We start from the raw sequence: 19818 nt of genomic DNA, 5'->3' as shown, positions 1-19818 counted from the left end.
TCCGCCCCAGTGGGACAGGACCCGGCGAAGCACCATCAGTTGACGGCTACCGCGGACCAGGCAGCCGCGACGGCGGCCTTCTCCGTGCTGTTCGCGCCGTACAGGTCGGTGGCCGCGTTCAGCGTGGCGGTCCGGGCCTGCGCGTACGTCGTACCGCTGGTCATGTAGGTCGTCAGCGCGCGGAACCAGATCTTGCCGAGCTTGTCGTGCCCGATGCCGGTGAGCGTCGAACCGTTGCAGGTCGGCGAGTTGTGCGGCAGGCCGCCGATCGTCTTCGCGCCCGAGCCCTCGGCGAGCAGGTACGCGAAGTGGTTCGCGATCGCGGACGAGTAGTGCACGTCCAGGTTGCCGACGTCCGAGGTGTAGCAGTCCGGCGAGGTGCCGTCCCTGCTCGGCTTGTCCATGTACCGCAGCGCCGGGCGGTCCTTCATGATCTTCTCGCCGATGTAGTAGTCGCCCGGGTCCGAGGCGTTGTTCGCGTAGAACTCGACCATCGTGCCGAGGATGTCGCTGGTGGCCTCGTTCAGGCCGCCGGACTCACCGGAGTACGTGAGGTTCGCGGTGTGCTCGGTGACGCCGTGGGACATCTCGTGACCGGCCACGTCCAGCGACACCAGCGGACCGGCCGCGACGTTGTCGCCGTCGCCGTACGTCATCTGCTTGCCGTCCCAGAACGCGTTCACGTAGTTGGAGCCGTAGTGCACGCGGCTCGGGACACCCTTGCCGTCGCCGAAGATGCCGTTCCGGCCCTGGACGTTCTTGTAGTAGTCGTACGTCATCGCGGCGCCGTAGTGCGCGTCGACGGCGGCCGAGGCGCGGTCGGACGTGGTGCCGTTGCCCCAGTGGTTGTCGGCGTCGACGAACTTGGTCGCCGCCGTGCAGCCAAGCTGGAAGAGCTGGCACAGGATCGAGTCGGTCTTGTTGTTCGCGTCGCCGGTCCAGCCGCCGCCGCGGGTCGCGTCGGTCAGCGTGTACCCGCCGGTCGCCGTACTCGTCTCGAGCGGCACGGTGCCGGAGTACAGGCTCTTGCCGTCGCCGGTGGCCGTCTCGACGTGCTGCTCGCTGATCAGCTTCGCGCCGGTCAGGGCGTCGACGGTGGTGGTGATGAGGCTCGGCGTACCGTCCTTCTGAGTGCCGGCGGTGGTGACCAGGTAGGCCAGCCGCGGTGCACCCTTGCGGGCCTCGATCACCAGGCTGGGCTTGCCTTCGGCCTTCAGGCCCTTGGTGAGTGCCTTCGCGGTCGCGGTGGCGGCGGTGAGCTTCGGCGTACGGCTGATGTTCGCGCTCTTGGTGAGTGTCAGGCTGGCGCTCTTGAAGGCGCCGTCCTTGGTCTCGTGGACGACGACGTCGCCGCCGAGGACGGGGAGGCCCCCGATCGTACGGTCCATCCGGACGTGGCTGCTGCCGTCCTTGTCGACGATGACGTCCTTGACCACGAACGCGTCGGCGGTGGTGGCGCGCAGCGCGGTCAGGTTGCTGCTGATCGCCTCCTTGGCCTTCGCGACGGCCGCGGCCGGGGTGGGGACAGGGGACGCCGTCGGTGCACCGGTGGCAGTTGGTGCGCTGGTCAGTCCGAGGGCGGTGGTGGTCGCCACTGCTGTCGCAGCGGCGAACAGGGCGGATCTGTTCATCCTCGCGCTCCTTGTCAGGTGTCCCGGGGGCCTCACGCCCCAGGAACGAGGTGCTGGAACGTTACCGCCCGGTCACCTACGGTGGCCAGAGGTCGAGAAAAGTTGCCTTTCCTCGCGCTGCCCGCCGGATTTGGTCGGTCGGGGGCGATACCGTCACCGCATGGCGAAGAGCACGGCGGTGATGCTCACCGTGGGGGAGCGTGAGGTCCGGGTCTCGAGTCCCGAGCGGGTCGTCTACGAGGCGACCGACTGGGCCCCGGAGGTCACGAAACTGCAGGTCTGTGAGTACTTCGTCGCCGTGGCTCCGGCGTTCATGCACGCCTCGGGGGACCGGCCGGTGGCGCTCGAACGCTGGCCCGGCGGCTGGCGCGAGGGGATGACGCTGTCGGTCGACTCGATCGGCCGGCAGACGGGCGACGGGTTCTACTCGAAGCGCCTGCCGAAGGGCGCTCCGGACTGGCTCGAGACGTGCCGCGTGCTCACGCCGAACGGCCGCCCGATCGACGAGCTGTGCCTGTCCGAGCCTGCCGCGGCGGTCTGGGCGGCCCAGATGGGCACGCTGACCTTCCACCCGTGGGCGGTCCGGAAAACCGATCTCGACCGGCCCGACGAGCTGCGCCTCGACCTCGACCCGCAACCCGGGGCGACCTTCGCCGACGCCCGGCGGGTGGCCGCGGTCGCGCGCGAACTGCTCGTGGAGCAGGGCCTTCGCGGATACCCGAAGACCAGCGGCAACCGGGGGATCCACATCTATGTGCGGATCCGGCCCGAGTGGTCGTTCGACGAGGTCCGGCACGCCGCGATCGGCCTCGGCCGCGAACTCGAGCGCCGCGACGACGGCGTGACCACGGCCTGGTGGAAGGAGGAGCGCGGCGACGCGAAGATCTTCCTCGACTTCAACCAGAACCTCCGCGACCGTACCGTCGCCGGTGCCTGGTCGCTGCGCCCACGGCCGGGCGCTCCGGTCAGCACGCCGATGACGTGGGAACGGCTCGCCGAGGTCGACGACCCGCGCGCGTTCAACCTGCATACGGTTCCGGAGTATCTGTCGGACGGCGACCCGTGGGCGGACATGGACGATATGGCGTACGCCCTCGACCCGCTGCTCCGGCTCTGGGAGGAGCTGCCCGGGGGCGAGCTGAACTTCCCGCCCGACTACCCGAAGATGCCGGGCGAACCGCCGCGCGTCCAGCCGAGCAAGAAGGTCGCCGAACACTGGGACGAACACGGCAACCGGATCCCTGACATTCCGTAGCGCTGTCTCGTCGGATGGGTGTACGGATGCTCATTCGCTAGGAGATACCTGTTATGGATGCACGTCTGGACCTGTTCACCAATCCGGCGCTCGGCAAGTTCGTCAAGCACCTCAACACGGCCGCCCGGGCCGCGCAGGATGCCGGCGTACCGCTGGCCACGCTCGAGTTGATGGAGCTGCGGGCCAGCCAGATCAACGGCTGCGCGTACTGCGTCGACATGCACTCGAAGGACCTCGCCCACCACGGCGAGACCGCCGTCCGGATCAACCTGGTCGCGGTCTGGCGCGAGGCCACCGTCTACACCGAGGCGGAGCGTGCCGCGCTCGCACTGACCGAAGCCGGTACCCGGCTCGCCGACGCCGCCGGGGGAGTCCCCGACGACGTGTGGCTGAACGCTACCAAGTACTACAACGAGGACCAGCTCGGCGCGCTGGTCGCCGCCATCGCCGGCATCAACACCTGGAACCGCCTCAACGTCATCACCCAGCAACCGGCCGGCGACTACGTGCCGGGCCAGTGGGGGTGAATGGCGGACCGCCACGCCATCACAATCGCCGGCTGATCGCCGGGCCGAGCGCAGTCACCGACGGCGCGGCTGATTGTGATGGCGTGGCGGTTCAGATCGTGCGGAGTGCTCCGCCGTCGACGGGGATGATGGCGCCCGTGAGGTAGGAGGCGGCGGGGGAGAGGACGAAGGCGGCGACCCGGCCGAACTCGTCGGGGGTGCCGTAGCGGCGCAGCGGGATGGTCTTCTCCGAGGCGCGCCGGACCGCCTCGGGGTCGCCCGACTTCCCGTCGAGCTCCTTCAGCCGGTCGGTGGAGATCCGGCCCGGCATCAGGCCGTTCACCCGGATGCCGTTCGGGCCGAGCTCGTCGGCGAGCGTCTTCGCGATCATCGCCAGCCCGGGGCGGAGGCCGTTCGAGATCGCCAGCCCGTTGATCGGGGACTTCACCGACGACGACAGCACGAAGGCGATCGACGTACCCTCCGCCCCGGCCCGGGCGACCGCCCGCGCGATCCGCAGGGCGCCGAGGAAGACGCTGTCGAAGGCCGCTCGCCAGTCGTCCTCGTCGGAGTCCAGCGCGGTGCCGGCGCGCGGTCCGCCGACGCTGATCAGCGCGCCGTGCAGGTCGCCCCACTTGGCGATCGCGGTCGCCGCCAGCCGCTCGGCGCTCTCCGGGTCGGCGTTGTCGACCGGGATCCCGACCACGTTCTCACCGAGCTCCGCGGCGGCCCGCGCGATCGACTCCTCGTTGCGGCTGGAGATCACCAGCCGCGCGCCTTCGGCGGCCAGAGCCTTCGCGGTGGCGAAGCCGAGTCCGGCGCTGGCGCCGGTGACGATGTACGTGCGATCGCGAAGTCCTAGGTCCACGTCTCCATCCTGCCGCACCCCGCCCAGCCGCGCACCTCGAACGTGGCCGACGGCAAACACCTAGTACGCCGACTTGCGCAAAGGTGACTCGGCCGTGGTCAGGTGCCAGGCGGTGTTCACCAGGCCGAGATGCGAGAACGCCTGCGGGAAGTTGCCGAGCATCCGCCCGGAGCTCACGTCGTACTCCTCGGCGAGCAGGCCGACGTCGTTGCGCAGGGCAACGAGCTTCTCGTACAGGTCGCGGGACTCGCCGACCCGGCCGACCATCGCGAGCGCGTCGGCCAGCCAGAACGAGCAGATCAGGAACGTCCCCTCGTCGTCGCTCAGCCCGTCGTCGGTGTGCTCGGTCAGGTACCGCCGGACGAAACCCTCCGACGCCAGCTCCCGCTGGACGGCGTCCACCGTGCCGACCACCCGCGGATCGTCCGCGGGCAGGAACCCGACCTGCGGGATCAGCAGGACGGCGGCGTCGAGCGCCTTGCTCCCGTACGCCTGCGTGAACGTGTTCCGGTCCGCGTCGTACGCCTGCTCGCACACCGCCCGGTGGATCTCGTCCGCGCGCGCCCGCCACTCCTTCGCCGGCCCGGTCAGCCCGAACCGCTCGACCGCCCGCGCGGCCCGGTCGAACGCAACCCAGGCCATCACCTTCGAGTACGTGAAGTGCTGCCGGCCGCCGCGGACCTCCCAGATCCCTTCGTCGGGCTGGTTCCACACCTCTTCGAGGTGCCGCATCAGCCCGCGCTGTACCTGCCACGCCTCGTCGGTCGCACCGATCTGGTGCTCCCGGGCCAGCGCGAGTACGTCCATCACCTCGCCGAACACGTCGATCTGCAGCTGTTCCGCGGCCGCGTTCCCGATCCGCACCGGGGCCGATCCGGCGTACCCGGGCAGCCAGCCGGCCTCGAACTCGGTCAGCCGGCGTTCACCGGTCACGCCGTACATGATCTGGACATCCTGCGGGGAGCCGGCGATCGCGCGCAGCAGCCAGTTCCGCCAGGCCTGGGCCTCTTCGGTGTACCCGGCGCGGAGCATCGCGGACAGCGTCATCGTTGCGTCGCGCAACCAGCAGTACCGGTAGTCCCAGTTCCGCGAACCGCCGAGCGATTCGGGCAGCGAGGTGGTCGGCGCGGCGACGATGCCACCGGACGGCGCGTACGTCAGTGCCTTCAACGTCAGGATCGACCGGGTGACCTCCTCGCTGAGCTCGGTCGTACTCGTACTGCGGCCGATCCACTCGGTCCAGAAGTCCTCGGTGGGCTTGAGCGACGCGATCGCGTCGGTCGCCTTCGGTACCGGGTGGTGCGACGGGTGCCAGGTCAGCACGAACCAGGCCTGGTCGCCCTTGCCGACCCGGAAGTCGCCGAACGTCGTCAGGTCGCGGCCGTACTGATGGACGTCGGACCGCAGCGAGACCGCGTCCGGCCCGGCGATCGCGTCGATCTGCCCGTCGGACCGCCGTACCCACGGGACGACGTGACCGTAGTCGAACCGCAGCTTCAGCTCGGACCGCATCTCGACGGATCCGCTGATGCCCTCGACGATCCGGACGACGTCCGGTGCAGTGTCCCGCGGCGGCATGAAGTCGATCACCCGGACGGATCCGCTCGGCGTCGACCACTCGGTCTCGAGCACCAGCGTGTCGCCGCGGTAGTGCCTGCTGCTGACCGCGTCCGCGTCCTGTGGCGCGATCCGCCAGTGGCCGTTGTCGTCCGTACCGAGCAGCGCCGCGAAACATGCGGGGGAGTCGAACCGCGGGAAGCACAGCCAGTCGATCGAGCCCTGCTTGGACACCAGTGCGGCGGTCTGCAGGTCACCGATCAGCGCATAGTCCTCAATCCGCCGCTCCGGCGTGGGCCGCGGGCTGCTCGACGGCGTCGCCGGATTCTGGCTGGTCCCCCGACTTGTCACCGCGGCCTCCCGTTTTCGTGAAATAGACCAGCCCACCGACCGCCAGCAGCGCGAAGAAGAACCACTGGAGTGCGTAGAAGAAGTGTGGACCGTCGTCGATCTCCGGACCGGGGAACCCGCCGAACGACGGGTCGTTGGCCGGGTCCTGCTTGGTGATCTGCACGTATCCGTCGTACAGGTTGAGGCCGAGGACCTTCGCGAAGTCAGGCCCGTTGATCAGCCGCGCGGTCCCGTCGTCCGGCGTACCGCCGTTCGTGTGACCGCCGCGCTCGCTGCGCTGCAGCCGCCCGGTCACGGTGACCTGCCCGGTCGGTACGGCGGGAACGTGCAGCGGCATCAGCTCCGAGCTCTGCCGGGGGATGAACCCTCGGTCCACCAGCAGGGCCTTGCCGTCGGCGAGGACCAGCGGCGTGACGATCTCGAACCCGGGCCGGTCCTCGACGTTGCGGTACTTCATCACGATCTGCTTCGAGGCGTCGTACGTCCCGGTGACGACCACGGTGCGCCACGCGTGCTGGTCTCCGACCACGCCCTGCGGTCCGAGGATCTGGTCGATCGGCGCAGGCTGGGCGGCCAGATTGGTCCTGGTCACCGCGTTGCGCGCCTTGCGCTCGTCGAGCCGGTGCAGCTGCCAGCGACCGAGCTCCACGCACACGGTAGCCAGCAGCAGGACCCCCAGCGCGGCGGCGATCCAGCGGATGTTCACGATACGGCCCACGTCTCGAACTTAAGCCATCCCCTGAAACTGCCGACGCCCGGCACGTACGCTGGGGGGATGACGGCGATCCAGCAAGCGACGCGAACGGGCCTGGCGGACCGCTACGGCCGGGTCGCCACCGACCTGCGCGTGTCGCTCACCGACCGCTGCAACCTCCGCTGTACGTACTGCATGCCGGAGGAAGGCCTGGACTGGCTGCCGAAGCCGGAACTGCTCACCGACGACGAGGTCGTCCGCCTGGTTTCGGTCGCCGTCACCCACCTCGGCGTGCACGAGATCCGCTTCACCGGCGGCGAACCGCTGCTGCGCCGCGGCCTGGTCGACATCGTTGCCCGTACGACCCAGCTCGCCCCCCGCCCTGAGGTGTCCCTGACCACCAACGGGATCGGCCTTGCCCGGCAGGCGAAAGCGCTGAAGGAAGCCGGTCTGGACCGGGTGAACGTGAGCCTCGACACGGTCGACGTCGAGACCTTCAAGCAGCTCGCCCGGCGCGATCGGATGAAGGACGTGATCGCCGGACTGGAGGCCGCGAACGACGCGGGTCTGACGCCGGTGAAAGTGAACGCCGTCCTCATGCGCGGTGTGAACGACACGCAAGCGCCGCAACTGCTGGAGTTCTGCCTCGACCGTGGCTACGAACTGCGGTTCATCGAGCAGATGCCGCTGGACGCCCAGCACGGCTGGAACCGCGCGACGATGATCACTGCCGACGAGATCCTCGGCATGCTGACCGAGCGGTTCCACCTGACCCCGGACGACGCGTCGAAGCGCGGGAGCGCACCGGCCGAGTCGTTCCTGGTCGGCGGCGGGCCGCAGACGGTCGGCATCATCGCCTCGGTCACGCGGCCGTTCTGTGGTGACTGTGACCGGGTCCGGCTGACCGCCGACGGTCAGGTCCGGGACTGCCTGTTCGCGCGTACCGAGTCGGACCTGCGGACCGCACTGCGAGCCGGTGCCGACGACGAGGAACTGGCCGGCCGCTGGCGGCGCGCGATGGCCGGCAAACTTCCCGGCCACGGCATCAACGACCCGAGCTTCCTGCAACCGTCCCGCCCGATGTCCGCGATCGGCGGTTGATCAGTACTCCGGCCTAATCCGGAAATGCAGTTTTTCGGTAAGTTTCTGCGTGGCGGGCTCGACATTCATGGCGTGAATGGTTCGACTTCGCGCAGGAATGACCGGCGGTCCAGGAAGTCGGACAGGCTGTCCTTGTGTTCGTCGCAGGCGAGCCAGGTCTTGCGCCGGTCCGGCGTGTGGATCTTCGGGTTGTTCCAGCGCAACGCCCACGTGGCGGGGTTGCCGCAGCCCCTGGCGGAGCAGACGGTCGATACGGCTTCTTCGGTCACATTCCTGCATTCCCTGATGTCTCAATAATCAATTGCCTGGGCAAAATGAAGCGACGTCGGACAGCCACGGGGGGAGCCGTCCGACGCCGCATCAAGTCCCTGAATTTCACTCATGAACTTCAGAGCACGCGGGAGATTCTGACACGAATCACTCCAAGTTTTCCAGTCCCGGCCCACATCACTTTTCGGTGTCGGCGCCGGAGTCCCGAAGCGGCTCCTGATCCGGCTCGGGGTCGGCCGGTACGACGGCGGCCGGATGCTCGGTGATCGCCGGTCGCGCGGGCGCGATGAACGCGTTCGAGCCGGCCTGGGTGGCCGACCGATGGGCGTTCGCCAGCACCACCGCGAAGTACGGCAGGACGACCGCGCCGACGACGAACAGCCAGCGCCACGGCGACGGGGTGACCACGGCCAGGACGAAGCACACCACCCGGATCGACATCATCCAGGCGTACCGCACGATCCGGCTGTCCAGGTCCTCGGACCGGCCGGGCTGCGCACTGGTCACCGAGATGACCGCCGCGCCGCTCCGCTCATGGCGTCTCGACATCTATCCTCCTCACCAAGAACAACGGTACGCCGCGCTGTCCGCCCAAGCGCAGCCAGGCAGCAGAGAGAGGCATGTCATGACCGATCGCACGTACCGGGTGACTGAGATCGTGGGCACCTCCAAGGAGGGTCTGAACCAGGCGATCACCAACGGGATCACCCGGGCCGGGGAGACCCTTCGTCATCTCGACTGGTTCGAGGTCACCGACATCCGCGGCCACCTCTCGGACAACCAGATCGACCACTACCAGGTGACGATGAAGGTCGGTTTCCGGCTCGAGGACTCCTGACCGGTCTGGGTGCGGAAGCCACGAGCCGAGTGGGATAGCGTTCCTCCGACCGACGACGTGAGGAGGGCTTGTGAGCAGGTCTGTGCTGGTGACCGGAGGCAACCGGGGCATCGGGCTGGCGATCGCGACCGCGTTCAAGGAGGCGGGTGACCAGGTCGCCGTGACCTACAACTCCAGCCCGCCGCCGGAGGGTTTCCTCGGCGTGAAGTGCGACATCACCGACCAGGAGCAGGTGGACGCGGCGTTCGACACGATCGCGGAGCAGCACGGCCCGGTCGAGGTGCTGGTGGCGAACGCCGGGATCACCCGCGACACGCTGCTACTGCGGATGTCCGACGAGGACTGGGACCAGGTCGTGCAGACCAACCTGACCGGTTCGTTCCGGGTCGCGCGCCGGGCCGCGAAGGGCATGCTGCGGCTGCGCAAGGGCCGGATCGTGTTCATCTCCTCGGTGGTCGGAATGCTCGGCTCGCCCGGCCAGGTGAACTACGCGGCCAGCAAGTCCGGCCTGATCGGGATGGCCCGGTCGATCGCCCGCGAGCTGGGCAGCCGCGGCATCACCGCGAACGTGGTCGCGCCGGGGTTCGTCGAGACCGACATGACCGCCGTACTGCCGGAGGAGACCCAGAAGCAGTACCTGAGCCAGATCCCGCTCGGGCGGTTCGGCCTGACGTCGGAGGTCGCGAACGCGGTCCGTTGGCTCGCGTCGGAGGAGGCCGGGTACATCACCGGCGCGGTGATCCCGGTCGACGGCGGTATCGGGATGGGCAACTGATGGGCATCCTCGACGGCAAGCGCATCCTGGTCGCCGGCGTCACGCTCGACTCGTCGATCGGCTTCGCCACGGCCAAGGTCGCGCAGGAGCAGGGCGCGACGGTCCTGATCTCGAACTTCGGCCGTGCGCTGAGCATCACCAAGCGGATCGCGAAGCGGCTCCCGGTCGAGCCGCCGGTGCTCGAGCTGGACGTGACGAACGCGGAGCACCTGGCCGCGCTGCCGGACGCCGTCCGCGAGCACGTCGACGGGCTCGACGGGGTCGTGCACTCGATCGCGTACGGGAACCCGGAGACCATCCTCGGCGGCAAGTTCCTCGACGGTCCGTGGGACGACGTGGCGCAGGCCGTGCATGTGTCGGCGTACAGCCTGAAGGCGCTCGCGGTCACCTGCGCGCCGCTGATGGGTCGTGGCGGCAGTGTCGTCGGGATGACGTTCGACGCGACCGTCGCCTGGCCCGGGTACGACTGGATGGGTGTCGCCAAGGCGGCGCTCGAGTCCACCAGCCGGTACCTGGCGCGTGACCTCGGTGCGCAGGGCATTCGCTGCAACCTGGTCTCGGCCGGCCCGCTGAAGACGCTGGCCGCGAAGGCGATCCCGGGCTTCGAGAAGTTCGAGGAGCCGTGGCTGGACCGCGCCCCGCTCGGCTGGGACCCGTCCGACCTCGAACCGACCGGCCGCACGATCGTCGCCCTGCTGTCCGACTTCTTCCCCTCAACCACCGGCGAGATCATCCACGTCGATGGCGGTTACCACGCGATGGGAGCGTAGTGGCAACTTCCTTGGTAGAGCTGCGTGTCCTGGACGGCGCCAACCTCTACTTCAGCCGCGCCGCGGTCAAGCTGACGCTCGACGTGTCGGCGCTCGCGGACGCGCCCGCCCCAGCGGCGAAGACGTACGCGCAGGCGATCGGGCTCGGGACCACGCGCCCGGGCCGGATCGGCTCCGGGTTCCGGCAGCGGTTCGCGATCCGCGTGGTCGGTCACGTCGTACGGCGGATCGCGCGCGAGGCCGGGATCGGCCGGATCGGTGTCCGCGTCCGTCCGGAGTCCGACGTACGGCGACTCGTGGTGGCGTTCCCGTGGGCGCACGAAGGCCGGGCGCGGGCGCTCGGTGCTGCGATCGTCGAGGTCCTGGACGCGTTCGGTGCGGACGATCTGGGCGGGCTGATCAAGTCCGTCGGTGAACGCGTCCGCGACGAGCCGCCGGGCAACGCGCCGCCGACGCTGCGGCCGAAGGTTCCGGTGGTCGCGGTGACCGGGACGAACGGCAAGACCACGACCTCCCGGATGATCGCGCACATCGGCCGCGCCGCCGACCTGCATGTCGGCTGGTGCAGCACCGACGGCGTGTACTTCGACGGCGAACTGATCAAGTACGGCGACTTCTCCGGCCCGAGCGGCGCCGCGCAGGTGCTGTCCCAGCCGGGCATCCAGCTCGCCGTGGTCGAGACCGCGCGCGGCGGCATCCTGCGCCGCGGCGTCGGCATCGCGTACAACGACGTCTCCGTCGTCACCAACGTGTCCGCCGACCACCTCGGGCTCGGCGGCATCGACACCGTCGACCAGCTCGCCGAGGTGAAGGCCGTGATCACCCAGATCACCCGGCCGCGCGGTTGGTGCGTCGTGAACGGCGACGACCCCCGTACGTTCGCGATGCGGCTCGGCTCGCCGGCCAAGTGCTGGGTGTTCTCCCGCGATCCCGACTCGCCGTCGATCCGGGCGGTGCTGGACGAGGGCGGCCGCGCCACGACCGTGCTCGACGGGTTCGTCACGGTGCTGGACAGCTCCCGCGACCCGGAGCCGCTGCTCAAGGTGGTCGACGTACCGATGACGCTGTCCGGGCTGTCGCACTACAACGTCGAGAACACGCTGGCCGCGGCGTCGGCCGCGCTCGGGCTCGGGTTGCCGCGGGCGGCCGTGATCGAGGGTCTGAGTACGTTCGCGCCGAACGAGAACAACCCCGGCCGGATGAACATGTACTCGCTGCGCGACTTCACCGTGGTGATCGACCTCGCCCACAACGAGGCCGGGCTCGAGGCGCTGATCGAGATCATGAACGGCGTCCGCCCCGAGGGCGGCCGGTTGATGCTGGCGCTGGGGTCGCCGGGGGACCGGGCCGACGACATGGTCGCGGCGCTCGGCGCGATGGGCGCGCGGGCAACCGACAAGGTCGCGATCGGGCACAAGAGCGACTACCTGCGCGGACGTCCGCCGGCGGAGCTCGAGGCGGTGTTCCGGGAGGGCGCCGCGTCGGTCGGTGTCGAGGACGTACCGGCGTTCCCGACCGAGCTCGAGGCGGCGCAGTCGCTGGTCGCGCAGGCCCGGGCCGGGGATGTGGTCGCGGTGATGTCTCTGCAGGATCGGGCGAGTCTTGACCGCTGGTTGCGGTCCGAGGGAGCTACTGTCGACACACCGGAGATCTTGAAGAGCAAGGTCGAGAGAGCCCAGCACTAGCCCCGACGGTCCGCCCGCTGGGGTGGGAACGGGGTTGTGATGCGCTACCTGTGGTCGATCCCGGCCGCGGTGGTCGCCTGGTTCGTGGGCGGCTTCTCCGCGACGTACCTGAAGGGACTTCCGGACGGTACGACGTACTTCGTGCCGCCGCGGATCGACCTGCTGGTGCTCGGCGGCTTCACCGGCGGCGTGCTCGCGGGGCTGCTGATCGGGCGGATCCGGATCGCCGTACCGGTGGTGCTGGTCGTTGCCGCGGGCATGTGGTGGGCGACCGGGACGTCGTTCGGGGTGCACGACCTGCTGATCACGTTGCTGGTGGCAACTGCCGTCGGAGCGTTCTTCGGTGCGATCGGCGCCCGGAGTTCGGTGGTGGCGGCGTTCGCGCTGGCGCTGCCGGTCGCCTGGTACGCGCTGCGGCCGGCCGAGCAGCTCGGCGAGTGGCGGTGGAGCTGGCAGCTGAACGGGCTGCTGGTCGGCGCCGGGCTGGCCCTGCTGCTGTACATCGCCTGCTGGAAACGCGGCTGGCGGTCGGTGAGCTCGTGGATCCCGCTGACCGGGTTCTACCTGGTGTGCTTCGCGGCGGTCGAGTCGATCCGGCTGGTCAGCCAGTCGTCGGGCAAGCCGATGGACGCGGTCGGCAACGCGTCGACCGAGGCGTTCTTCCAGGCCTTCGCGCCGCTGCTTCGCGAGTACTGGCCGTGGATGGTGGCCGGCGTACTGCTGGCGATCCCGATGACCGCGCTCAAGCTGCGGGCACTCCCGCCGCCACCGCCGCCTCCGGACCCGTACGCCGACCGGTCCAACGACGCAGTACTGTCTGACGACCTCGACTGGATCGACGAGGTCGAACCCCGCCGCCGGCTGCTCCCGCGCCGGTCGGCCGAGGAGAGCGTCTGACCTAGGCCCCCGCCTCAGGAAAGTTCCCGGGCGGGGTCCTCGGTGGGCTCCTCGTCGGGCTGGACGAAGTCCGGGTCGCCGCCCTCGTCGCCGGAGCGCGCGCCGGCCTGGGCCAGGTGCGACACCGATTCGAGCTCGGCGAGGACCGACTGGTGCTGGTCGACGCACAGCACGACCAGGTCACCCGGGTTGGACAGGCCGAGTGCGAACCGTACGGCCTCCAGTTCGTCGAGCACGATGTCGACCCGGCGGCAGCGCGCACCGGCGTCCATCGCGGCCTGGACGCCGGCCGCGACCAGATCGGCCGACTCGCCACGCTTGCGTCCGCGCAACCGGGCGTCCTCGCGGACGACGACCACGTCGAAGTGCAGCGCCGCGACCTCACCGAGCTCGCGGAGGTCGTCGTCGCGCCGGTCGCCCGCGGTCGCGATCACGCCGATCCGCGACGGCCGCCCGAGCTCCGAGGACGCGCTCAGGCTCTCGCCGATCCGGTCCACGAAGTCGCCGAGCATCCGCATCGCGGGCGCGTTGTGGCAGTAGTCGACGATCACGGTGCGCCCGTCGACGTCGATCTCGTTCAACCGGCCCGGCGACAGATAGTACGACGTACTGAACGTCCGCAGGCCCTGCCGGATGTCGTGCAGCGGCGCACCGGCCGCGAACGCCGCCGCGGCCGCCGCCATCGCGTTCTGCACGTTCATCATCGCCCGCCCGCCGAACGTTGCCGGCAGCAAGTGTGTCCACGCGAGCTGCATCGACCGCCGGCCGTGCTTCACGACGATCATGTCGCCGAGGTCCGACCGCTCCAGGACGACCGCGCGGCCACCGCGCCGGCAGTGCCCCTCGATGTAGTCGCGGACCTCGCTGCCCGGCTCGGCCATGCTGAACCAGACGACCTGCCCCGAGCACTTCCGCCGCATCTTCCGCACCAGCGGGTCGTCGGCGTTGAGGACGGCGTACCCGGTCCGCGGGACGGCCTCGACCAGCACCGCCTTCACGTCGGCCAGCTGCTCGAGCGTCTCGATCCCGCGCATCCCGAGGTGATCCGGCTGGATGTTCAGCACGACGGCCACGTCGTTCCGCTCGTACCCGAGCCCCTCGCGGAGGATCCCGCCGCGCGCGACCTCGAACACCGCGAAGTCGACGCGCGGGTTCTGCAGCACCATCCGCGCCGACTTCGGGCCGGACGCGTCCTGCCGGATCACCAGCCGCTCGTCGATCACGATGCCGTCGGTCGAGGTCATCCCGACCTTGCGACCGAGGCCCTTGAAGACATGGCTGATCATCCGGGAGGTCGTGGTCTTGCCGTTCGTACCGGTGACCGCGACGATCGGGATCCGGCTGGTCGCGCCGGGTGGGAACAGCATGTCCACCACGGGTTTCGCGATGTACTGCGGTTCGCCGATCGTCGGGTTGGTGTGCATCCGGAAGCCCGGCGCGGCGTTCACCTCGCAGATCGCGCCGCCGGTCTCGCGCACCGGCTGGGTGATGTCCGGGCAGATGAAGTCGATACCGGCGATGTCCAGCCCGATCATCCGGGCCGCCTCCTCGGCGATCTCGACGTTCTCCGGGTGCGCCTCCCAGGTCCGGTCGATGGAGATCCCGCCGGTGGACATGTTGCCGGTGAGCGTCAGCTTCACCATCACGTCCTCGGGCGGTACGTCGTCCAGCTCGAAGCCCTGGTCACGGACCAGCTGCCGGGCGGCGTTGTTGATCGTGATCCGGGTCAGGATCTTCTCGTGCCCGACACCGCGGCGCGGGTCGGCGTTGGTGATGTCAACGAGTTCGGCGACCGTGTGGACGCCGTCGCCGACGACGTGCGCGGGTACGCGTTCCGCGATCGCCTCCATCCGGCCGTTGATGATCAGGCACCGGTAGTCCTTACCGGTGACGAAGTTCTCGACGATCACGAAGCCGCGCCGGGACTGCTCGACTGCGATCGGGAAAGCCTCCCGGACCGCGTCCGCGTTCTGCAGGTTCAGGCAGACTCCGCGGCCGTGGTTGCCGTCGAGCGGCTTGCAGACGACCGGGTAGCCGATCTTGTGCGCGACGCTGACGGCCTGCTCGACGGTCCGGACCGACTCCGACCGCGGTACCGGCAGACCGGCCGACGCGAGCAGCCGCGTGGTCAGGTCCTTGTCGCTGGCCACGTCGACCGCGATCGACCCGGTCTCCGACGTCATCGTCGCCCGGATCCGCTTCGCGTGCACACCCTGCCCGAGCTGCACCAGGCTGGCCTTGTTCAGCCGGATCCACGGGATGTCGCGGGACACCGCCTCGTCCACGATCGCCTGCGTCGACGGGCCGAACGCGGTCCGCTCGGCCTGCTTGATGAACTTCTCCAGCTCGGTGGTGAAGTCGAACGCCGGGTCCGGCTGGACCAGGTTGTTCACGAACCGTACGGCGAGCTCTCCCGCGGCGAGCCCGACCGCCTCGTCGGCGTACGCGTAGACGATGTTGTAGACGCCCGGCGAACCCTTGACCTGCCGGGTCTTGCCGCGGCGCATGTCGTGGCCGGCCTCCTGCTGCAGCTGCAGCGACACGTGCTCGGCGATGTGGCCGAGCCAGGTGCCTTCGTGCAGCCGCTCGATGAAGCCGCCCCTGCGGCCGCGCGAGCAGTGGTGCTGGTCGAGGCGCGGAAGGTCGGCGAGCAGCCGCTCGGTGAAGCCGGGGATGGTGTTCGACGGGAACTGCTCGAGCGAGCCGAGGTCGACGACCAGGTGGATCGCGGGGTCGTAGCTCCAGACGTTCGGGCCGCGGTAGACGCGGGTCTCGATGATCTTGAGGTCAGGGGACGGGGTGCCAGTGGTCATACGGTGGGGTCACTGTCCTGGTTGCGTGCGGTCGGGGAGCTCTGCGGGGTGCTGCGAGTCGGCGCCGGCCGCCTGTGTTGGTCTGTTCAGGGGCTCGGTCGCCTCCGGTCTGGACTCCCCGGCGGCCGCGGACTTCTTCGACGTACGGCGGCCCTCGCGCCGCTTCCGCTCCGCGTAGTACTTCGGTGACACTCCCTCGGCGGCGATCTCCTTGGCGAGCTTGCGAAGATCCGCCTCCGCCGCCTGCATCACCGCGATCTCCGTCGCGGGCGGCTGCTTGCCGTACGACAGCAGTACACGGTCCTGTAGGTCGAACGTCGCCGTCGCCGGGAGGACGTGCAGGACGACACCGGACGCGAGCATCGGCTCGGATCGCTGGGCGTTGTGGGCGTTCGACGTGATCCGGGTGCCGTCGAAGATCGTCACGGCACCGCGGCCGACGACCTCGAGGTGCGAACCGCGGAACACGGCCGCGGTGTCCTCGTCGACGCCGATCCCGAGCAGGCCGGGGGACTGCGCGACCAGCGACAACAGCCGGCCGTACCGGTTCCGCTGGGCGAAGTGCTGGTCGACGATCGCGCCCTGGACCAGGCCGAGCCCGCCGGACAGCTGGCTCATCCGCTGCCGCGGGGTCGCACCGGAGCGCCCGAACGCGATCATGTGCTCGGCCAGGATGCTCGCGCCGGCCGACGTACCACCGACCGCCGCACCGCGGGCGTGGGCAGCCGTCACCGCACGGCCGAACGCCGTACCGGTGACGACACCGGCGAGCTTGAGCTGGTTGCCGCCGGTCATGAAGATGCCGGTGGCGTCGTTCAGCGGGGCGATGAAGGCCGGGTCGTCGGCGTCCTCCCGGTTCTCCGGACGGACGCCGACCACGCTCTCGGCGCCGAGGGCGGCGAACAGCGCGCGGTACACGTCGATGACATCAGGCCCGAGCGCGGACGCCGTCGGCACCACGACGATCCGCGCCTTGGACCCACCGGCCGCCTCGACGAACTCCTGCAGCACCGTCCGCTTCTTCAGCTTGTCCTCGGCACCACCGATAGCGAACAGGGCACCCGGCCCACCCTGCAGTTCAGACATAAGCCGAAGAATAAGTCCTCCACCCCACCCACCCACCACCGCCGTTCCCCAACTTTGAGAAGCCACCGACCATTCTCAACGCGCAATCGTGGTTGGTGGCTTCTCAAAGTCGGGCAGGCCCCCGGGGGGAGTTGTCCACAGGGTGGTGTCTGGGGAGGCGGGCGGGGTGGGGGTTGGGGCATCGTGGTGGGGTGGATCGGTTGGGTGATGGAGTTCGGGATCGGGTGCTGGAGCTCGTGCGGACGCCGCAAGGGCGGGGAGTCCTGCTCGACGTCGGCTTGCGGGACTCCGACCTGCGACGGCTCCTGCGCAGGCAGGCTCTGCAGCATCACCACGGGCATTACATCGACGGCCGGGTGGACGAGGAGCTCGCCCGGATCGCCTGCGCACAGGCGCTGCACCCCGGCTCGGTCGTGAGTCACTTCAGCGCGGCCCGGCTGGCAGGGCTTCGCACCTGGACGGACAGCCGGCGGCGGTCGGCGCCTCCCGCCGATGCTGTGTGGTTGACGCGGCCGGCCACTGCCAAGCGGAACCAGCGGCGCGAGAACATCGTCGTACGGCGAGCGACCCTGGAGCCGGCCGATGTGGCGAGGCACCTGTGGTTGCCGGTCACCAGCACGGCGAGGACTGTGGTGGACCTCGCTCGCACTCTGCCCTTCCCCGAGGCGATCGTGACCGTCGACCACGCGTTGCGCGGAGGCCTGTCCCGCGCGGACCTCGACAGTGTGCTGGAGTGCCAGTTCCAATGGCCGGGCATGCGGCGGGCCCGGACCACGATCGGCCTCGGCGATCCGCGCGCCGAGTCGGTACTCGAGTCGATAGCCCGGGCGGTCTTCGCCATCGCCGGCCTGCCCGTGCCGAGCCTCCAGGCCCAGTTCTGGGACGGCCGCACGTGGATGCCCGAGCGCGTGGACTTCTGGTGGCCGCAGTTCCGGACGATCGGCGAAGCCGACGGTCTTGCGAAGTACGACAGCGACAGCCCCGAGGAACGGCGCCGGCAGTTGCGCCGCGGTCACCGGCGTGATCAGCGGCTGAGTGATCGAGCAGTCGAGCTCGTGCACTTCGGCTGGGAGGACGTCCTCGATCCTCGTTCGGACCTGATCGCGCGCCTGCGCGCCGCCTTCGGAAGGGGCAGATCCCGCCCCGGCGACCCGCCGATCTGGCGCGCCCCCGACCCGCGCGACCCCGCCCACTACCTCCACGCCGCCTAACTCACCCGCGCCACCCACATCGTCGTACCCCTGTCACCTCAACTTTGAGAAGCCACCGACCATTCTCAACGCGCAATCGTGGTTGGTGGCTTCTCAAAGTTGGTCAGTGGCCGAACGTGAACCAGTTCAGGTTGACGTAGTCGGCTGGTTGGCCGCTGGTGAAGGTCAGGTAGACGTCGTGGATGCCGGTGACGGCGGACAGGTTGGCGGGGACGGTTCGCCAGGACTGCCAGCCGCCGGTGTTGGCGATCGCGAAGCTGCCGATCGGGGCGTTGCTACGGCTGTCCAGGCGTACTTCTGCCAGCCCGCTGACCCCGCCCGCGGCTCCGGATGCGACGCGGGCCACGAACTGCGTGGCCGCAGTACTGCCGAAGTCGATGCCGCGGTACTGCGCCCAGTCGCCGTTGCCGATCTGCATCAGGTTCTGGCCGCCGCCGGTGTCGGTCGTGGTCTCCAGGCCCATACCCGACTGCTGGTTGTACGCCTCCGCCTGCAACGTTCCGTACGCCGAGGAGCCGCCGGGCGGGGGAGCCGTCGTACCGCCGCCGCCCTTGGAGGAGACCGCGACGTAGTCGACCACCATCGGCTTGTCCGGGACCGTCGACGCGCGCGGCGTCGGGCCGTTCAGCGCGTCCGGGAACGCACCGCCGATCGCGAGGTTGAGCAGCACGAAGTACCCGGCGTGCGACGTCATGTTCGACCAGGTGTCGGCCGGGAACTGGCTCTGGCTGAGCGAGTGGAACTGCTGCCCGTCGACGTACCACCTGAGCTGGTTCGGTGAGACGGAGGTGTCCCACTCGAAGCGGTACGTGTGGAAGGCGGACTGGCAGGTCGAGCCGGGGCACGCGCGGTTCGCGCCGAGGCCGGTGGTCTCGTTGCACGGGCCGCCGGGGTTCACGCCGCAGTGCAGTACGCCCCAGACCGAGTCGATCCCGTTGACGTTCTCCATGATGTCGAACTCGCCGATGCCCGGCCAGTTCCAGTAGTTCCCGCGGTACGGCGAGCCGAGCGCCCAGAACGCCGGCCAGTAACCGAGCGCGGCGTCGCCGGTGACGTTCGGCATCTGGATCCGGCTCTCGATCGCCAGCACTCCGCCGGCCGGCGGCTTGAAGTCGGCGCGCTGGGACTCGATCCGTGCCGACGTCCAGTTGCCGGCCGCGTCCCGGCGCGGGGTGATCCGTAGGTTCCCGGCGCCGTCCAGGGACAGGTTGTCCGGGCTGTTCGTGTAGTTCTGGATCTCGCCGGTGCCCCAGTTCCCGGGACCGCCCGGGTAGCCGTGGCCGGTGTCGATGATCCAGTTCGAGCTCGACGGCAGGCTGCCGCCGGGCCCGTCGAAGTCGTCGCTCCAGACCGTCGTCCAGCCGGTCGGTGGCGGCGGCACGCTGGCCTGTGCGGCGACGCCGGCCGAGACGACGGCGAGCAGTGGGACTACCAGGGCGAGTGCGATGGGGCGGATACGCATGTCGACCTCCAGGGGCGGTGGATGAGGTCTATGAGAGCGCTCTCACCG

Annotated in this window: 18 protein-coding genes; 9 read left to right on the top strand and 9 right to left on the bottom strand. The window is 69.6% G+C overall.

All coding sequences use genetic code 11. The annotated features are described in order from the left end of the window. Positions 1–35: 35 nt before the first annotated feature. Positions 36–1631 carry a M4 family metallopeptidase gene (locus ACZ5BU_RS12175; RefSeq protein WP_465698072.1) on the bottom strand — a complete coding sequence of 532 codons (1596 nt, stop codon included), beginning with the start codon at positions 1629–1631 and terminating at the stop codon, positions 36–38. Positions 1632–1791: 160 nt separating this feature from the next. On the opposite strand from ACZ5BU_RS12175, the gene ACZ5BU_RS12170 reads away from it, so the two are divergent. Together ACZ5BU_RS12170 and ACZ5BU_RS12165 are read left to right on the top strand one after the other, a co-directional pair. Next, positions 1792–2886, top strand: a complete 1095-nt coding sequence (locus tag ACZ5BU_RS12170; RefSeq protein WP_465698070.1) for a DNA polymerase domain-containing protein — start codon at positions 1792–1794, stop codon at positions 2884–2886. Between the two features lie 53 nt (positions 2887–2939). Beyond that, entirely contained in the window at positions 2940–3413 is a 474-nt protein-coding gene (locus tag ACZ5BU_RS12165) for a carboxymuconolactone decarboxylase family protein (RefSeq protein ID WP_465698068.1), read from the top strand. A 91-nt stretch (positions 3414–3504) separates the two neighbouring features. Here the strand turns inward: ACZ5BU_RS12165 and ACZ5BU_RS12160 are convergent, their stop codons facing one another. Genes ACZ5BU_RS12160 through ACZ5BU_RS12150 form a run of 3 tightly spaced genes read right to left on the bottom strand, consistent with a single transcriptional unit; the run spans position 3505 to position 6886 of the window. Beyond that, positions 3505–4260, bottom strand: coding sequence for an SDR family oxidoreductase (locus ACZ5BU_RS12160; RefSeq protein ID WP_465698066.1), 756 nt, complete (start codon positions 4258–4260; stop codon positions 3505–3507). 60 nt (positions 4261–4320) lie between these two features. Beyond that, positions 4321–6168 (bottom strand): glycoside hydrolase family 15 protein, encoded by a 1848-nt coding sequence (locus ACZ5BU_RS12155; protein ID WP_465698064.1) that lies wholly within the window; start codon positions 6166–6168, stop codon positions 4321–4323. Further along, complete coding sequence (locus ACZ5BU_RS12150) at positions 6092–6886, bottom strand: SURF1 family cytochrome oxidase biogenesis protein (RefSeq protein ID WP_465698062.1); 795 nt, start codon at positions 6884–6886, stop codon at positions 6092–6094. Before ACZ5BU_RS12150 ends, ACZ5BU_RS12155 begins: the two co-directional genes overlap by 77 nt. A gap of 57 nt (positions 6887–6943) precedes the next feature. On the opposite strand from ACZ5BU_RS12150, the gene moaA reads away from it, so the two are divergent. Then, on the top strand, positions 6944–7963 hold the full coding sequence (gene moaA / locus ACZ5BU_RS12145) for a GTP 3',8-cyclase MoaA (protein ID WP_465698060.1): 1020 nt from the start codon (positions 6944–6946) through the stop codon (positions 7961–7963). A 65-nt stretch (positions 7964–8028) separates the two neighbouring features. Here the strand turns inward: moaA and ACZ5BU_RS12140 are convergent, their stop codons facing one another. Then, positions 8029–8232 (bottom strand): hypothetical protein, encoded by a 204-nt coding sequence (locus ACZ5BU_RS12140; RefSeq protein ID WP_465698058.1) that lies wholly within the window; start codon positions 8230–8232, stop codon positions 8029–8031. A 178-nt stretch (positions 8233–8410) separates the two neighbouring features. After that, positions 8411–8782, bottom strand: a complete 372-nt coding sequence (locus ACZ5BU_RS12135) for a DUF3099 domain-containing protein (RefSeq protein WP_465698056.1) — start codon at positions 8780–8782, stop codon at positions 8411–8413. A 76-nt stretch (positions 8783–8858) separates the two neighbouring features. Here ACZ5BU_RS12135 and ACZ5BU_RS12130 point away from each other — a divergent pair, with 76 nt between their 5' ends. From ACZ5BU_RS12130 to ACZ5BU_RS12110, 5 genes are all read left to right on the top strand, one after another. After that, positions 8859–9071: a dodecin gene (locus tag ACZ5BU_RS12130; protein WP_350863729.1), complete on the top strand. Its 213-nt coding sequence runs from the start codon at positions 8859–8861 to the stop codon at positions 9069–9071. A gap of 70 nt (positions 9072–9141) precedes the next feature. Beyond that, positions 9142–9846: a 3-oxoacyl-[acyl-carrier-protein] reductase gene (gene fabG, locus ACZ5BU_RS12125; RefSeq protein ID WP_465698054.1), complete on the top strand. Its 705-nt coding sequence runs from the start codon at positions 9142–9144 to the stop codon at positions 9844–9846. Beyond that, positions 9846–10616 carry an enoyl-ACP reductase FabI gene (gene fabI, locus ACZ5BU_RS12120; protein ID WP_465698052.1) on the top strand — a complete coding sequence of 257 codons (771 nt, stop codon included), beginning with the start codon at positions 9846–9848 and terminating at the stop codon, positions 10614–10616. Before fabG ends, fabI begins: the two co-directional genes overlap by 1 nt. Continuing rightward, entirely contained in the window at positions 10616–12301 is a 1686-nt protein-coding gene (locus ACZ5BU_RS12115; RefSeq protein ID WP_465698050.1) for a Mur ligase family protein, read from the top strand. The genes fabI and ACZ5BU_RS12115 overlap by 1 nt, the downstream gene beginning before the upstream one ends. A gap of 39 nt (positions 12302–12340) precedes the next feature. Next, a complete protein-coding gene (locus tag ACZ5BU_RS12110) occupies positions 12341–13198 on the top strand; it encodes a hypothetical protein (RefSeq protein WP_465698048.1) in 858 nt (285 codons plus the stop codon). Positions 13199–13212: 14 nt separating this feature from the next. Here ACZ5BU_RS12110 and cphA read toward each other — a convergent pair whose 3' ends face one another. Both cphA and ACZ5BU_RS12100 read right to left on the bottom strand, forming a co-directional pair. Next, positions 13213–16011, bottom strand: coding sequence for a cyanophycin synthetase (gene cphA / locus ACZ5BU_RS12105; protein ID WP_465698046.1), 2799 nt, complete (start codon positions 16009–16011; stop codon positions 13213–13215). A gap of 9 nt (positions 16012–16020) precedes the next feature. After that, positions 16021–17097, bottom strand: a complete 1077-nt coding sequence (locus ACZ5BU_RS12100; RefSeq protein ID WP_465698044.1) for a cyanophycinase — start codon at positions 17095–17097, stop codon at positions 16021–16023. Between the two features lie 224 nt (positions 17098–17321). Between ACZ5BU_RS12100 and ACZ5BU_RS12095 the strand changes: the two genes are divergently transcribed. After that, the gene (locus tag ACZ5BU_RS12095; RefSeq protein WP_465698042.1) at positions 17322–18308 is read left to right on the top strand and encodes a hypothetical protein; all 987 of its coding nucleotides are present in this window, start codon (positions 17322–17324) and stop codon (positions 18306–18308) included. 103 nt (positions 18309–18411) lie between these two features. Here ACZ5BU_RS12095 and ACZ5BU_RS12090 read toward each other — a convergent pair whose 3' ends face one another. Then, on the bottom strand, positions 18412–19770 hold the full coding sequence (locus ACZ5BU_RS12090; RefSeq protein WP_465698040.1) for a glycoside hydrolase family 16 protein: 1359 nt from the start codon (positions 19768–19770) through the stop codon (positions 18412–18414). Between the last annotated feature and the right edge of the window lie 48 nt (positions 19771–19818).

The sequence above is a fragment of the Kribbella sp. NPDC031520 genome (assembly GCF_055580825.1).
This window is presented reverse-complemented; position numbering and strand designations above follow the sequence as displayed.

Excerpts from the sequence above, each read along its gene's own strand:
- ACZ5BU_RS12135 (WP_465698056.1), bottom strand. The coding sequence starts at position 8,782 with ATGTCGAGACGCCATGAGCGGAGCGGCGCGGCGGTCATCTCGGTGACC.
- ACZ5BU_RS12165 (WP_465698068.1), top strand. The coding sequence starts at position 2,940 with ATGGATGCACGTCTGGACCTGTTCACCAATCCGGCGCTCGGCAAGTTC.
- moaA (WP_465698060.1), top strand. The coding sequence starts at position 6,944 with ATGACGGCGATCCAGCAAGCGACGCGAACGGGCCTGGCGGACCGCTAC.
- ACZ5BU_RS12110 (WP_465698048.1), top strand. The coding sequence starts at position 12,341 with ATGCGCTACCTGTGGTCGATCCCGGCCGCGGTGGTCGCCTGGTTCGTG.
- ACZ5BU_RS12170 (WP_465698070.1), top strand. The coding sequence starts at position 1,792 with ATGGCGAAGAGCACGGCGGTGATGCTCACCGTGGGGGAGCGTGAGGTC.
- ACZ5BU_RS12175 (WP_465698072.1), bottom strand. The coding sequence starts at position 1,631 with ATGAACAGATCCGCCCTGTTCGCCGCTGCGACAGCAGTGGCGACCACC.
- cphA (WP_465698046.1), bottom strand. The coding sequence starts at position 16,011 with ATGACCACTGGCACCCCGTCCCCTGACCTCAAGATCATCGAGACCCGC.
- ACZ5BU_RS12130 (WP_350863729.1), top strand. The coding sequence starts at position 8,859 with ATGACCGATCGCACGTACCGGGTGACTGAGATCGTGGGCACCTCCAAG.
- ACZ5BU_RS12100 (WP_465698044.1), bottom strand. The coding sequence starts at position 17,097 with ATGTCTGAACTGCAGGGTGGGCCGGGTGCCCTGTTCGCTATCGGTGGT.
- ACZ5BU_RS12090 (WP_465698040.1), bottom strand. The coding sequence starts at position 19,770 with ATGCGTATCCGCCCCATCGCACTCGCCCTGGTAGTCCCACTGCTCGCC.
- fabI (WP_465698052.1), top strand. The coding sequence starts at position 9,846 with ATGGGCATCCTCGACGGCAAGCGCATCCTGGTCGCCGGCGTCACGCTC.